11 protein-coding genes are annotated in these 14,793 nt (G+C 58.8%); 10 read left to right on the plus strand and 1 reads right to left on the minus strand.

Features of this window, described 5'->3' with window-relative positions; translation table 11 throughout:
* Positions 1 to 19: 19 nt before the first annotated feature.
* From GQX66_RS18820 to GQX66_RS18835, 4 genes are all read left to right on the plus strand, one after another.
* On the plus strand, positions 20 to 649 hold the full coding sequence (locus GQX66_RS18820; RefSeq protein WP_007960020.1) for a LysE family translocator: 630 nt from the start codon (positions 20 to 22) through the stop codon (positions 647 to 649).
* Between the two features lie 199 nt (positions 650 to 848).
* A complete protein-coding gene (locus tag GQX66_RS18825) occupies positions 849 to 4,532 on the plus strand; it encodes a hypothetical protein (protein WP_085748496.1) in 3,684 nt (1,227 codons plus the stop codon).
* 171 nt (positions 4,533 to 4,703) lie between these two features.
* Positions 4,704 to 6,314, plus strand: a complete 1,611-nt coding sequence (locus GQX66_RS18830; protein ID WP_240870428.1) for a hypothetical protein — start codon at positions 4,704 to 4,706, stop codon at positions 6,312 to 6,314.
* 6 nt (positions 6,315 to 6,320) lie between these two features.
* Positions 6,321 to 7,856 (plus strand): hypothetical protein, encoded by a 1,536-nt coding sequence (locus GQX66_RS18835; protein ID WP_129973342.1) that lies wholly within the window; start codon positions 6,321 to 6,323, stop codon positions 7,854 to 7,856.
* Positions 7,857 to 7,964: 108 nt separating this feature from the next.
* On the opposite strand, the gene uraH is transcribed toward GQX66_RS18835, so the two are convergent.
* Complete coding sequence (uraH, locus tag GQX66_RS18840; protein ID WP_011333195.1) at positions 7,965 to 8,318, minus strand: hydroxyisourate hydrolase; 354 nt, start codon at positions 8,316 to 8,318, stop codon at positions 7,965 to 7,967.
* 430 nt (positions 8,319 to 8,748) lie between these two features.
* On the opposite strand from uraH, the gene puuE reads away from it, so the two are divergent.
* The 6 genes from puuE to GQX66_RS18870 all read left to right on the plus strand — a co-directional run bounded on the left by puuE (position 8,749) and on the right by GQX66_RS18870 (position 14,789).
* Complete coding sequence (gene puuE / locus GQX66_RS18845; RefSeq protein ID WP_007960032.1) at positions 8,749 to 9,675, plus strand: allantoinase PuuE; 927 nt, start codon at positions 8,749 to 8,751, stop codon at positions 9,673 to 9,675.
* Positions 9,672 to 10,187 (plus strand): 2-oxo-4-hydroxy-4-carboxy-5-ureidoimidazoline decarboxylase, encoded by a 516-nt coding sequence (gene uraD, locus GQX66_RS18850; RefSeq protein WP_240870430.1) that lies wholly within the window; start codon positions 9,672 to 9,674, stop codon positions 10,185 to 10,187. The genes puuE and uraD overlap by 4 nt, the downstream gene beginning before the upstream one ends.
* 90 nt (positions 10,188 to 10,277) lie before the next feature.
* A complete protein-coding gene (gene alc / locus GQX66_RS18855; RefSeq protein ID WP_007960036.1) occupies positions 10,278 to 11,273 on the plus strand; it encodes an allantoicase in 996 nt (331 codons plus the stop codon).
* A gap of 120 nt (positions 11,274 to 11,393) precedes the next feature.
* Positions 11,394 to 11,897: an ureidoglycolate lyase gene (locus GQX66_RS18860; RefSeq protein WP_007960046.1), complete on the plus strand. Its 504-nt coding sequence runs from the start codon at positions 11,394 to 11,396 to the stop codon at positions 11,895 to 11,897.
* A 51-nt stretch (positions 11,898 to 11,948) separates the two neighbouring features.
* Positions 11,949 to 13,262, plus strand: a complete 1,314-nt coding sequence (locus GQX66_RS18865; RefSeq protein WP_085748492.1) for a urate hydroxylase PuuD — start codon at positions 11,949 to 11,951, stop codon at positions 13,260 to 13,262.
* 168 nt (positions 13,263 to 13,430) lie between these two features.
* Complete coding sequence (locus GQX66_RS18870; protein WP_011333188.1) at positions 13,431 to 14,789, plus strand: nucleobase:cation symporter-2 family protein; 1,359 nt, start codon at positions 13,431 to 13,433, stop codon at positions 14,787 to 14,789.
* Positions 14,790 to 14,793 lie beyond the last annotated feature (4 nt).

Consider the following 14,793-nt stretch of genomic DNA (forward strand, 5'->3'; position numbering starts at 1 on the left):
CGATAAAAAGGAGCAAGTGATGAGTCTGGAAACCTGGCTGCTGTTCAGCGGCGCTGCGCTGGTGGTGATCCTGATTCCGGGGCCGCTGTCGTTGCTGATGATCAGCAACAGTCTGAATTACGGTCTGCGTCGATCGTACCCGGCGTTTCTCGGTGGCGTGTTCGCCTCGATCTGCCTGCTCAGTGCCTCGGCGCTGGGGCTGGGCGCCCTGCTGCTGGCGTCCGAAAAACTGTTCAGCGCCCTGAAGATCGTCGGCGCGATTTACCTGTTCTACCTCGCCTGGCAGAGCTGGCAGCAATCGCGCCAGCCGTCGGTGGGGGCCGAAGTGCCTCAGGCCGCACCGGTTCCTAAGTTCCGCGCATTGTTCAGCCGGGCCTTCGTGCTTGGCGCCAGCAATCCTAAAGACATTTTGTTTTTCGCCGCGTTTCTGCCGCAATTCCTCAGCGCCGAGCAACCGTTCCTGCCGCAACTGCTGGTGATGATCGCCACCTGGACGCTGCTCGATCTGCTGTGCAAATTGACCTACGGCCTCGGTGCCCATGGTGCAGCGCGTTACCTGCGCAGTGGCAAGGGCCAGAGCTGGTTCAACCGCATCAGCGCCGGATTGTTCGGCGGTGCCGGTGCCGCATCGCTGCTCAGCGGGCACTGATACTTGCAGACAATGTTCTGAGTCTCAGATGATTTGAATCTGACTGCCAGTTTCGACACTCACGTCCTGCATCGAAACTGGCAGCAACTTCCGCTTCCAAAACGCAACACACCGCAACACCCCGCCGATGTACTTCGTTTGAACCCTTTTCCTAAGATGACGGCGCAGCACAACCTCATCTCAGAACAAGGATGTTCAAATGGCCACGCTTATTCACCCGTCCTCGATCGAATATAACGACGCAGACATTGCCGACATGCAACTTGTCGCCAATGAACGGCAACCTTCAACGATCGACTATGACGACGACAATTCCCGCCCGCCCTCTCCTGCGCTCAAAAACAAAAGAGCGCAGCTTAAAACCGTGGACCAAGTCTTCGGCCCGCTGCAGATAGGCGAATACTCCATTAGCCGCAGAGCGCTGGACACATTGGGCGCAACGGTCGACGGGCACCCCCTGGATGGCAAGAACACGTTTTTCCGTACCCCAGGAAAGCGCTTTATCAACGCCCTGCAATTTGACCCGGTCGCCATTGAAGCGCGGATGAAAACAACGACCGGCGCAGACGACTATTTACTGCCGGCCCTGCTCTTCGAAATGGCCAGCCGACGCCCTCTCACGGCACCTCCCTTGTTGATTGATCCACTCGATACTCAAACCGATCCAGGTGCTTATCAGGCCAAGCTGAAACAACTTCTGAACTCGGCGCAGAGACTCAATATCCGCCATGCCCATATCGAGGAGCCACTTCCCAACTGGGTCAAACGCTCAAGCAGCCGAACCATGGCCAGCACCGGTATCGGACTTCAGGCGTTCGGTATCTACAGTGGTCTTCGCGGTCTGCAGGATGCGATCAGAGACAAGGATTCGTATGGCATTGTGTTCAACAGCTCGGCGTTCACCGCCGATGTCGCTTCGATAGCGATCGATCTGGCCGTCGCCCGCAAAGCCACACAAATGCTCAAAGCCAGCGAGAGTGCCTACAAGGGATTTGCCAAAACCAGTTTCGCCCTCAAGTTGGGTCGCGGCGGTGGCTTGATCGGCGGTGCCCTGACGCTGCCGTTCGATGTCATTTCTGCAGTGGATGGTTTCAAAGCGGCAGCCAGGACAACCGGGAAAGAGTCGATCAATAATTATGTGAATGCCGGGCTGAGCGTCACCAGCGCGACCATGACCGTGCTGCTCGGCGCCGCGGCCCTGGCCGGATTTTCCTCGGCCGGCCCGATCGGGCTGGTCGCGGGTTTGCTGCTGGTCGCGGGATCGCGAGTCTGGGCGGCAATCAATGTAGTCGATGACATTGACGATTACATCACGCTGACCACCGAAGAGCGTCTGCGTACCGGCTGGTTCGCTTTCTGGGGCATCAGCCCGGATGAAAGCATTGAAGATCGTCACCTCATTGCCAGATCGGCTGCCCGACATTCACAACAACTTCAAACCACCGCCCGCAAGTTGCTGGACGAAACACTCAAGGATCAGACCGAAGCCATCATCAATGGCAGTTTCCGGGTGGAAGTCGAATCACTCCAGGTCGCGACTTATGAGTGGACCCCGGAAAACCCGAAGTACAAAACCATCAAGCGTCCACGAATCAGCGATAACAACGACAACATCGACGCACATGCAGGCGTCACCCAAGACACACCCGGGGCAGTGTTTGGAACTTCTGCCGACGACAAAGACATCCTATGGTTTATCGGTGGCGGTAACGACACGATTCTGGGGGTAAAGAAAAAACCGAACAGGTTCTATTACGGTGCCGGCCATAAATCCCTGAACGGTGGCGAGAAAGCCGACGAGTTCATCTTCGAGGGCGCTGCCGACCTGCTGAAAACCGGCACGCAAGAAACACTGATTTCCGAACTGCAAGGTGATGCAGGTAACGACACGCTGAAACTGGCGGGGCACTTTCCGCAAACCAACGAAGATCGTTACGGATTCCGAGTTGATTTGCATAAGGGCGAGATGTCGCTGCTGGTCAAGCCGCTCACTCCAAAAGAGCAGGCCTACAGGCTGCACAGTCATCTGCAAAGTATCGAAAACGTCGAGACGCTGGCCGGTGCAACCAATGAAGTCATCGGTAGTGACGGTCCGAACATCATCAAGTCCCGTGGTCGCGACGAGATTGATGCAGGCCCCGGCGAGGACCAGATTTATTTACTCGGCAGTTACGTATCGGCCAATGGCGGCAAAGGCAAGGATGCCTACGCAATCGCTCACGTCCCCGGCATGGTATCGATTATTGAAGACGGCGCAGATGAAAGCATCATTGCGCTGGACTGGCGCTGCGAGCTGATCGAAAGCTGGAAGATTGAAAAACGGGAACTGGTCATCACGTCAGGATTCGAATTCGACGATACCAGCAAGAAAATTGTCCGGATCAAGAATGTCTACCAGCAAACCGGGGACAAACGATTGCTACAGAATGGAAAACTGACCTTCATCAGCAAAGATGGATTTCATCTCGTGCCGGAACTTCCAGCCAGCATAGAAACGCCGCTAGCGGTCGATGTGGAAGTGGTGATCCTGCGACAGGGAACACGCCAGCTTCCGGTCATTGTGTTTGATAAGCAGCTCACCGTCCCCAACGACAGAAGTTCGAGCTACTGGCTGTCACGCAACAATATCCAGACGGTTTTCCAGGTAACAACGCCCGGTAATACAGGGGTCACTACGCTGCACATCGATTGTGCCAGCACAGAACTGACTCACGTCGAGGCTTATTACAACGCCGACCTCATGCGCGGAACTCATTTCAACTACATAATGTACAAGGAATGCGGGCTGACCCTGCATTTCGGCAGCAAACAGCTATCGATCAAAAATCTTGCCTCTTCGACCGTGTCCGGCATGCGCGATCTCAAGCCCCGGTTGAAGGCCCCCGAGCTGGCAACCAACCACTCGTTCATTCTGATCATGAACGACGGCGCGTCTTATCGACTTATCCAACCCCCTGTCACCGACAGTCATTTTTTGAACGACACGTTTGAAATAAGCGGCCCGATGCATTGGACCAGCAACGTGCCTCTGCCACTTTCCCCCAGAGCGGGAACGCATCAATACCTGCAACCGCTCGACAACCAGACACATGCGCTAGGTAGCGGGGAGAAGTGCGTCATGCTCAAACCGGCTGCGCAACAGACTGCCGTGGAAAGCCTCACCGGTGAAGGTTCGAAGTACCTCGTCCACCTCAACCCCGGCATGTCGTTGCGCATTTCCACGCCAGGCGCATTGGCGACCGCGAGCCAGCAACTGGCCTTTTCCTCGACCTGGGAATTCGACGCCTCCAGCCTGGGCGAGGTGGAGATCAGGCTCATCGACAACCAGTTGCAGATCGGGCAGACGATCATCTATCTGCCGCAATACCAGAACACGGGCGACCTGATCGACCAGGTTCGCGTGATAACCGCGCAGGGCATTGTCTGGGCGGTCGATCTGATTTTCGAGGCGGTCTATATCGAAGCGATAGACGCACGGTTCCTGGTACCGGCAACCGATGTTTCGACCTCCTTGCCTGCCGGGCTGAAGCAACATCCGGAAGACCACATACTTGTACGCAACATGGTCATGAAAGATGGCAGCCTCGGTGCACTGCGGTATCACCTGACACAGCGCAAATGGATGCTCGACACAGACAAGTCCCGCACCATTGCCCCCCGGGATCTGCAGACAACCAATCACTGTACCCACCAATTGAAACTGTTCGAAGAAGTGGCACAGATCGGTCTCGCTTACTCTCCTCCACTTGGCGAGCAAGCTTTGAGAGCCTTGCGCGATCAATGCGTCAGGCTGATGGGCGATCTCTCGCTGGATTACCCGGCAAAACTGGAACAGGCGAAACACCTCGCCTGGCTTTTATCCGGACAATCGCACTACAACTGACGCCCTCGGGAGTCACGGACTCCGCTGGAAACGCTTTGCATCAGTCGCTTGCGCCAATTGATATATGTACCACACGCCAGAAGCCTGCTTTGACGATCATTCAGCCCCCTTTAGCCAGCACCACTCCATGGCTTTACACCGCTGAATCAGTCGTACATCGGAGCACTTCAAATGGCCAAGCCACCCAAGCAGATTCCTCCCGCGAGTTCGTCGCCTCCCAGGTCCTTGACAGACACGCCTCCTATCAATGTCGATCACGTTTCGAACATTCGCCCCGGCACGCATTTGCCAACCGTCGAGCTGACGTTCGCCGGACATTCATCGCAACACACGGCAGACCATGGCGGGGGCAAACAGCCCTCGGTCGAGGTCAGCGAGATGCTGACCCGCCAGCATCCACACGGGTCAGTCATTGCACCTGACGCCTCGGCGAGGCCGACATCACCCGTGTTCATTCCCGTTCATCTGGCCCTCAGGCTGACCCCGGCAGCAGACTCACCGCAAGGCATTCGCCGTGACGGTCGTGAACGAACCTATGTCGACATGCGCGAAGGCACTGCCATGGTTCATCAACACCCTGACGGCCGCTATCAACTGACCTCGGCCAGCGAGTTGACGCCATCCGGTTTTCAAGTCGAGCGGATCCATGGCACGAATCTGTGGCAAAAACGCCAAGCCATCGCGGCACGTCGCCCGCATGTCGACGAGCCGGACGAGCAAGCCGGTCCGAGCAAACGCCCGCGACTGAATGAGGATGACGCGTCGACCGATCCGGACCCGTTCGCCGACAAGGCTTCGACAACCATCCAGCAACCACTGGACCTGTCCAGCAAGCCATGGCGAAGCTGGGGTCAACCGACAAAACCCACCAGCGGTCAATCGGTTGAAGTAGATGGGCTGCACTACCCGATCGTGTCGCAGATTGTTCGCTCCAATACACCCATCGTCTGCATCAAGTACCCGCGCTTCAACCCGGAACGCTTCGAAGCTTTCGAACAGATGCTCGTAGACAATCGCACGCTACAACCGCGCTGGGCAGCCCGTGCCCCGGACAACCGGTGGGTCGTTGCAGACGATCACCTGCCATTCGAAAAACCGCTGACGCAATACGTCGCCGATACCTTCGAGTACTTGTCCGGGCAATCCGCCAGGGCCGTGGCCAAGGCCATGTTCAGCGCGTCACGTGGCGCCGAAGTGATCAATGGTGAGGGATTGCAGGCACTGAGCCAGACGTTCCGTTACTGGGAAAACAGGACCATCCCCGCCCACCGACAGCTCGCAGATCCGCTGATGTTGCTGCCGATCCAGCCCATCATCGATGACGGCACTTTCGGGGGAGGGATCGTACTGCCCCCGACAAGCGGGCCAAGCCTGCAGCGAGTCGATATTGATCCGCAGAAATTTTCGCAGCAATGGAATGAATATACGGCTGAACCGGGGGCTGCGAGCTTGCAAAAGCTCTTCTACAAAATTCTGGTCAAGAGCGGCTACACGGTCAGTCCGCCAGATCCCCTGCTGCTGGAAAACTCGCTGGTTTTCCGTCGGGAAGGACTGGACTCGCTTTTCGTACTGAAGCTCCCGCTCGTCTCCTCCGACTTCATCCCGCGATACACCCGACCGGGTTCCGAACTGACCAGCTCGGCAGCGCTGATGACACTCGACGAAACCGGACGGCAACGGCTGAACACCCTGCTGGCACAAGACAAAATCAACTATCTGGTGGGCGGCATTCAACGACCGAGTCCGGACCAACCCACCCTCTTCATTCTTCGCGAAGGCTGATCATCAATGAGCCCCAAACGCCCCACCCGACCGAAAACGGATACACCGGACTCCACGCCTGTCGTACGAGACACCACGCCGGACATTCCAGTCCCCCCACGCCTGACGCCCGACACCTTGATCGACCCAACCCTCACGCATCCGGCCTGGCAATTGCCTGCGCCGCCCGTGACTCGCCGTCAGATGATCGAAATCTACGATCTTCCTGCCGAGACACAGGTCAGGGCCAGCACCGCGCAAAGGCCGATCGGCAGTTATTTTCTTGCACCCGGGCTGGTCAACAGGTTGCCGCCTCCCGACTTGCCGAGCGGCATTCGTTCCGCCGGACGCTATGCCTATGTCGATCTTGTCGAGGGTGGCACCGTGCTGATCGACCCCGATGCACAGGATGGAGTAAGAGCTCGTTTATCGAACGAACTCTTCGCGTCCGGTCCGTTGCTGGAGCGGGTTGAAGGGACGCTGATGTGGCGCCCGGTTCCCGTGGAAACCGCGCCAGATACTTCCAGGCTGACCATCACACGCCACCGATTGCCGGATGATGAACCGTCAGCCGTACCGTCAAAACGCTCTCGCCTGGAAGAGACGCCGTGGAGCGATTGGGGCATCGACCCGCAACATGCCACCCCGGGTGACATTCGCGTCGACGGTATCCAGTACAAAGTCATTCCGCCAGGCGATGCGAGAGATCCGATCGTCTATATCAAGAACCCGAGTCACCTGATCTACGACTTCGACCTGCTGGAGCGCACACTCCGACTGGACCCGCAGCAACAGCCGCGAGGCGCCATTCAGGTTCCGCCTGCCCAGCACTGGCAAATCGATCCGACGTTGCCATTCGATCGTCCATTGACGAATTACGTCGCTCGATACTTTCCCGAGTTGTCCGCGAGCTCGCAGGAGAATGTCGCGTTTCACCAGTTTGTGCTGGCAAACGGAACCAATACCGCCACCGGCTCGGGACTGACCTTGCTGCGACAAACCTTCAACGACTGGGAAACCGGAAACGACACTCCACGCCAGCAATTGGCGGATCCGTTGCTGATGTTGCCGATCCTGCCAACGTCGGGCGCTGGAACGATCCGTGTGATCGAACTACCGACGCCGGAATCGGGTGGTCCGCTGCAGCGACTGGATTTCGATCCGGCGCTGTTTCGCCAGGAATGGCTGTATTCGACCAATACCCAATCGGCGGTGGATCTCAAACGCTTCATGGCGACGCTGCTGACCCGTAACGGTTACGCCGTGTTCGATCCTAGCCCTTCCAACTCGTATCCGGCATTGGTGTTCAAGCGCACCGGGCATGACTATGTATTCTTCATCAGCCTGCATCGCATCCGGGGCCGCAAGATCAACCAGACTCTGAATGTCGATCAGAACAGCGCCAGCTTGCGCCTGCATATTCAGGTGGGCGCACCGGCGGCGGCAGCGGTGATCGCAGCAAATGCCAGAAACAAAGTCGTCTGGCTCAGGGGCGGCCCGCAGACGCTTGCAAACGCTGACGACACAGTGTTTATCGTGCGCGACGGGCACCCACGGCTGTGATCGCAGATTGCTGAATGACAGACGAAAAAAAGCCCGCAGTGTGAGCGGGCGAAAGACCAAAGAAGCTATATGCGCAGTCGCTTCCCGGTAGGGGCAGCTGCTTGGGGGTCAGCTGCCCCGATAGGTGGAATAGCTGTAAGGCGAGATCAGCAACGGTACGTGGTAGTGATCCTGTTCGGCAGAAATGCCGAACCGCAGCACGACCACGTCCAGGAATGCCGGCTCCGGCAACTGGACGCCACGGGCGCGGTAGTAATCGCCGGCGTGGAACTGAACCTGATAGACACCGGTACGGTAGTCATCGCCTTGCAGCAGTGGCGCATCGACCCGGCCATCGCTGTTGGTAAGCGCACTGGCGACCAATTCCAGGTGCGAACCTTCAACGCGGTACAGCTCGACCTTGATCGAGCTGCCCGGGCAACCGTGTGCAGCGTCCAAAACGTGTGTTGTCAAACGTCCCATTGATTCTGCGCGCCTGCCTGCGTGGAGCAGTCAGACCTCGCGCCTCCCGAAGTCAGTTGAAAAGGAGACCGCACCGTTTCGGAGCACGAAAAGCTGCGGCGAGCGATTGATTAAGACACTTTTCAAAAAAATTGTACACAATAAAAACGACATTTTTGCTGCTACCCCCGCCATCCTTCGATTTCCCGGTGATTTGCCCCATAACCTCGCATTCATTGAACCCCCAATCCATTAGCTGACTGGTCAGGCAGGTTTCTTGCAGGTTCACGCCATTAACAGCAAAAGATGACAGCCGGTGAAAAATGCGAAAATTCAGGCTTACAAATTGAGAATAAAGTTGTATACAATCAGCCCATCGCTGTGACGCCAGCCTGCCATTCAAACTTCAGGGCGCCACACAATCTGTCAACGAATAAGAAGGAAGACTGCAGTGAGCGCTGACTACCCACGCGACCTGATCGGTTACGGCAGTAACCCTCCTCACCCACACTGGCCGGGCAATGCCCGGATCGCCCTGTCGTTCGTACTCAATTACGAAGAAGGCGGCGAGCGCAACATTCTGCACGGCGACAAAGAATCGGAAGCCTTCCTGTCCGAGATGGTTGCTGCCCAGCCTCTGCAAGGCGCGCGCAATATGAGCATGGAATCGCTTTACGAGTATGGCAGCCGTGCCGGCGTCTGGCGGATCCTGAAACTGTTCAAGGAATTCGATATTCCGCTGACCATCTTCGCCGTGGCCATGGCCGCCCAGCGTCACCCGGACGTGATCCGCGCGATGGTCGAGGCCGGTCACGAGATCTGCAGCCACGGCTACCGCTGGATCGACTACCAGTACATGGACGAAGCGCAGGAACGCGAGCACATGCTCGAAGCGATCCGCATCCTCACCGAACTCACCGGCGAGCGCCCACTGGGCTGGTACACCGGTCGCACTGGCCCGAACACCCGTCGCCTGGTGATGGAAGAAGGCGGTTTCCTCTACGACTGCGACACCTATGACGACGACCTGCCCTACTGGGAACCGAACAACCCGACCGGCAAGCCGCACCTGGTGATCCCGTACACCCTGGACACCAACGACATGCGTTTCACCCAGGTCCAGGGTTTCAACAAGGGCGACGATTTCTTCGAATACCTCAAAGATGCGTTCGACGTGCTTTATGCCGAAGGCGCCGAAGCACCGAAGATGCTGTCGATCGGTCTGCACTGCCGTCTGGTGGGCCGTCCGGCGCGTCTGGCTTCGCTCAAGCGCTTTATCGAATACGCTAAAAGTCATGAACAGGTGTGGTTCAGCCGCCGCGTCGACATCGCGCGTCACTGGCACGAAACCCACCCGTACCAAGGGGCTGCCAAATGAGCACCTTTCAAACCCTGCAACCGTCGACCCTGAGCCGCGACGCCTTCGTCAAAGCCTTCGCCGACATCTACGAACATTCGCCATGGGTGGCCGAGAAGGCCTTCGACCTGGGCCAGGACGTATCGATCGACCAGATCGAAACCCTGCACCAGCGCATGAGCGACATCCTGTTGAGCGCCGATCACGCCAGTCAGCTGGCACTGATCAACGCTCACCCGGACCTGGCCGGCAAAGCTGCCGTCCAGGGCGAGTTGACCGAAGCCAGCACCAATGAACAGGCTGGCGCCGGTATTCACCAATGCACGGCCGAAGAGTTCCAGCGCTTCACCGAGCTGAACGACGCCTACAAAGCCAAGTTCAAGTTTCCCTTCATCATGGCGGTAAAAGGCAGCAACCGGCATCAGATCCTCGCGGCGTTCGAAACGCGCATTCACAACCCGGTCGACACCGAGTTCAAATGCGCGCTGGCGGAGATCAACAAGATCGCCCTGTTCCGATTACTGACTCTCTAGCGAGCCTGGCCCGAGAAACCTCTAGAACGCTTGTGTTTCCCAGGGCCCTGCAAGCATCCCAAGCCACTTATTTAAAGGCAGACAAGAAGAATGAAAGCTTACGCCGTACCTTTCGAGAAGTTCGTCAACCTGGCCGATGCCCGTCTGGGCACCAAAATCATCTCGGTCACCGATGACTGGTTCGCAGACGCCAATCGTCTGTTTCAGCCGACCCCGGCCGTGTGGAAGGAGGGCGTGTTCGATGACAACGGCAAGTGGATGGACGGCTGGGAATCGCGCCGCAAGCGCTTCGAAGGCTACGACAGCGCGGTGATCCGCCTGGGCGTACCGGGTTCGATCAAAGGCGTGGACATCGACACTTCATTCTTCACCGGCAACTTCCCGCCATCGGCCTCGCTGGAAGCCTGCTTCCTGGCGTCGGGCGAGCCGGACGAAAACACCCAGTGGACTGAAGTGCTGTCGGCCGTCGAGCTGCAGGGCAACAGCCACCACTACCACGAAATCAGCAACGACAAGGCGTTCAGCCACCTGCGCTTCAACATCTACCCGGATGGCGGCGTGGCCCGTCTGCGCGTGTACGGCATTCCGTTCCGCGACTGGTCGGCGGTTGGCGACAACGAGCAAGTGGACCTGGCAGCAGCCCTCAACGGTGGCCGCGCCCTCGCCTGCTCCGACGAACACTTCGGCCGCATGAGCAACATTCTCAACCCGGGCCGTGGCATCAACATGGGCGACGGCTGGGAAACCGCACGTCGTCGCACGCCAGGCAATGACTGGGTGATCGTCGCGCTGGGCCACCCGGGCGAGATCGAGAAGATCATCGTCGACACCCTGCACTTCAAGGGCAACTACCCGGACACCTGCTCGATCCAGGGCGCGTTCGTCAAGGGCGGCACCGACAGCCAGATCGAAACCCAGTCGCTGTTCTGGCGCGAGCTGCTGCCAAGCCAGAAGCTGGAAATGCACGCCGAACACACCTTCGTCGAGCAGATCAAGGCACTGGGCCCGATCACCCACATCCGTCTGAACGTGTTCCCGGATGGTGGTGTGAGCCGCCTGCGCGTACTGGGCAAGGTCGCTAAATAAGCGCTGAACCCGATCGCCAGCAGGCTGGCTCCCACAAGGGAATGTATTCCAGATGTGGGAGCTGGCCTGCCAGCGATAGCAACAGAACCAACAACACAGAATTCGGATAAGAAGAACAGCATGCGCACACTGACGATTGAACCGCTGACCAAAGAAGCCTTCGCCCCTTTCGGTGACGTGATCGAAACCGACGGCAGCGATCACTTCATGATCAACAACGGTTCGACCATGCGCTTCCACAAACTGGCGACGGTCGAAACCGCGACGCCTGAGGACAACGCGATCATCAGCATCTTCCGCGCCGACGCGCAGGACATGCCGCTGACCGTCAGCATGCTGGAACGCCATCCGCTGGGCAGCCAGGCTTTCATTCCGCTGCTCGGCAACCCCTTTCTGATCGTGGTCGCGCCACTTGGCGATGAACCTGTATCAGGCTTGGTCCGCGCCTTCGTCACCAACGGCAGGCAGGGCATCAATTACCATCGCGGCGTCTGGCACCACCCGGTGCTGACGATCGAAAAGCGGGATGACTTCCTGGTGGTTGATCGCAGTGGCACAGGCAATAACTGCGATGAGCATTTTTTCAAAGAGGATGAGCGTTTGATCCTCGCCCCCCACCAATAAGAGAAGGTCCGATCACTCGACAACAAGAGTGACGGGCGAGAGGTAAAGACTGTGGAAGCACATCTGTTGGAATGGCTGAACCTGAGCGTGCGCTGGGTTCACATGATCACTGGCGTGGCCTGGATCGGCGCGTCGTTCTACTTCGTCTGGCTGGAGAACAACCTCAACCGCGTCAACCCGAAAACCGGTCTTGCCGGTGATCTGTGGGCGATCCACGGCGGCGGTATCTATCACCTGGAAAAATACAAACTGGCCCCTCCGTCGATGCCGGAGAACCTGCACTGGTTCAAATGGGAAGCCTATTTCACCTGGATGTCGGGGATCGCGCTGCTGTGCGTGGTGTTCTACTCCAACCCCGTGCTCTACCTCGTGGCACCCGGCAGCGGCCTGACCGGCCCTGAAGGCGTGGCCATCGGCATCGGTTCGCTGATCGCCGGCTGGTTCATCTACGACTTCCTCTGCGATTCGCCTCTGGGCAAAAAACCTGCCCTGCTCGGCTTCATCCTGTTCGTGCTGATCATCGGCGCGGCGTTTGGCTTCAGCAAGGTGTTCAGCGGTCGTGGTGCGTACCTGCACGTCGGCGCGATCATCGGCACCATCATGGTCGGCAACGTGTTCCGCATCATCATGCCGGCCCAGCGCGCACTGGTGGCCGCGATCGCCGAGAACCGCACGCCGGATCCGGCCCTGCCGGCCAAAGGCCTGCTGCGTTCGCGTCACAACAACTACTTCACCCTGCCGGTGCTGTTCATCATGATCAGCAACCACTTCCCGAGCACTTACGGCAGCCAGTACAACTGGCTGATCCTGGCCGGGATCGCAGTGTTGGCGGTGTTGGTGCGTCACTACTTCAACACCCGTCACGACAGCCACAAGTTTGCCTGGACCCTGCCTGTGGCAGCGGTGGGCATGATCAGTCTGGCGTACGTCACCGGCCCTGCGCCGATGTCGACCGCTCCAGACGTGGCCAAGGCGCCTGCGAAAATCGAGTACCAGCCACTGCCGGAAACGGCGCTGGGTGGTGGCGCGAAACCGGCTGAAGCTGCACAACCGGCCGCCCCTGCTGCACCGGCCGCCGCTCCGGCTCAGGCGTCCAACGCCGGTCCTGCGTTCGACAAGGTGCACAACGTGATCCAGGAACGCTGCGCGGTCTGTCACTCGGCCAAACCGACCAGCCCGCTGTTCAGCGCTGCACCGGCCGGCGTGATGTTCGACACCCCCGAGCAGATCCGCCAGAACGCGGCACGGATCCAGGCGCAAGCCATCACCACGCAGATCATGCCACTGGGCAACATCACACAGATGACCCAGCAGGAACGTGACCTGATCGGTGCATGGATCGCCCAGGGAGCCCAGACCAACTAAGCAGTAAAAGCATCGCTGGCAAGCCAGCTCCCACAGGGTTTTGCACTGCCTGTGTGGGAGCTGGCTTGCCAGCGATTAGCCGCAACGCGGCTTACCTGATGCAAAGAAACAGCTGTGAGCAACCCGGCAGCTGTTAATCACAAGAATAAAAAAGATCCGAGGTGTTGCATGTCCGAGCTGTCCAAAGCGCGCATCCCCGACGCACCCGCCATTCAGCGTTTGCCCCTTTTGCAACTGATCCTGGTCGGTTTGCAACATGTACTGCTGATGTACGGCGGCGCCATCGCGGTACCGCTGATCATTGGACAGGCCGCTGGCCTGAGTCGTGAAGAAATCGCCTTCCTGATCAACGCCGACCTGCTGGTCGCTGGCATCGCCACCATCGTGCAATCTCTGGGCATCGGCCCGATGGGCATTCGCATGCCGGTAATGATGGGCGCCAGTTTCGCCGCCGTCGGCAGCATGGTCGCCATGGCCGGCATGCCCGGCATCGGTCTGCAGGGAATCTTCGGCGCCACCATCGCCGCCGGGTTCTTCGGCATGATCATCGCGCCGTTCATGTCCAAGGTCGTACGCTTCTTCCCGCCTCTGGTGACCGGCACGGTCATCACCTCGATCGGTTTGTCGCTGTTCCCCGTGGCCGTAAACTGGGCCGGCGGCGGCGCTGGCGCTGCTCAATTCGGTTCACCGATTTACCTGGCCATCGCCGCACTGGTGCTGGCCACCATTCTGTTGATCCACCGCTTCATGCGCGGTTTCTGGGTCAACATTTCCGTGCTGATCGGCATGTGCCTGGGCTACGTGCTCTGCGGCGCCATCGGCATGGTCGACCTGAGCGGCATGGCCAACGCGCCGTGGGTTCAGTTCGTCACCCCGCTGCATTTCGGCATGCCGAAGTTCGAACTGGCACCGATCCTGTCGATGTGCCTGGTGGTGGTGATCATCTTCGTCGAGTCCACCGGGATGTTCCTCGCGCTGGGCAAGATCACCGGCCAGGAAGTCTGCCCGCGCATGCTGCGTCGCGGCCTGCTGTGTGATGCCGGCGCGTCGTTCTTCGCCGGCTTCTTCAACACCTTCACCCACTCCTCCTTCGCGCAGAACATCGGCCTGGTGCAGATGACCGGCGTGCGCTGCCGCTCGGTGACCATCGTTGCCGGCGGTCTGCTGATCGTCCTGAGCCTGCTGCCGAAAGCGGCGTTCCTGGTGGCATCGATTCCACCGGCGGTGCTGGGTGGCGCGGCGATTGCGATGTTCGGCATGGTGGCGGCGACCGGCATCAAGATCCTGCAGGAAGCCGACATCGGCGACCGCCGCAATCAATTGCTGGTAGCCGTGAGCATCGGCATGGGCCTGATCCCGGTGGTGCGTCCGGAATTTTTCGCCCACCTGCCGTTGTGGATGAGCCCGATCACCCACAGCGGGATCGCCATGGCCACCCTCAGCGCGCTGACGCTGAACCTGTTGTTCAACATCCTCGGCGGCGCCGAACGCGCCGCGATCAACGACTGCCACGCACACCCGCACTGATCCG

The organism is Pseudomonas sp. B707 (genome assembly GCF_022496685.1).
GTDB classification, from domain to species: Bacteria; Pseudomonadota; Gammaproteobacteria; order Pseudomonadales; family Pseudomonadaceae; genus Aquipseudomonas; species Aquipseudomonas paraglycinae.

Coding starts and splice junctions, on each gene's coding strand:
- GQX66_RS18820 (WP_007960020.1), top strand. CDS start 20: ATGAGTCTGGAAACCTGGCTGCTGTTCAGCGGCGCTGCGCTGGTGGTG.
- GQX66_RS18825 (WP_085748496.1), top strand. CDS start 849: ATGGCCACGCTTATTCACCCGTCCTCGATCGAATATAACGACGCAGAC.
- GQX66_RS18830 (WP_240870428.1), top strand. CDS start 4,704: ATGGCCAAGCCACCCAAGCAGATTCCTCCCGCGAGTTCGTCGCCTCCC.
- GQX66_RS18835 (WP_129973342.1), top strand. CDS start 6,321: ATGAGCCCCAAACGCCCCACCCGACCGAAAACGGATACACCGGACTCC.
- uraH (WP_011333195.1), bottom strand. CDS start 8,318: ATGGGACGTTTGACAACACACGTTTTGGACGCTGCACACGGTTGCCCG.
- uraD (WP_240870430.1), top strand. CDS start 9,672: ATGAGCACCTTTCAAACCCTGCAACCGTCGACCCTGAGCCGCGACGCC.
- alc (WP_007960036.1), top strand. CDS start 10,278: ATGAAAGCTTACGCCGTACCTTTCGAGAAGTTCGTCAACCTGGCCGAT.
- GQX66_RS18860 (WP_007960046.1), top strand. CDS start 11,394: ATGCGCACACTGACGATTGAACCGCTGACCAAAGAAGCCTTCGCCCCT.
- GQX66_RS18870 (WP_011333188.1), top strand. CDS start 13,431: ATGTCCGAGCTGTCCAAAGCGCGCATCCCCGACGCACCCGCCATTCAG.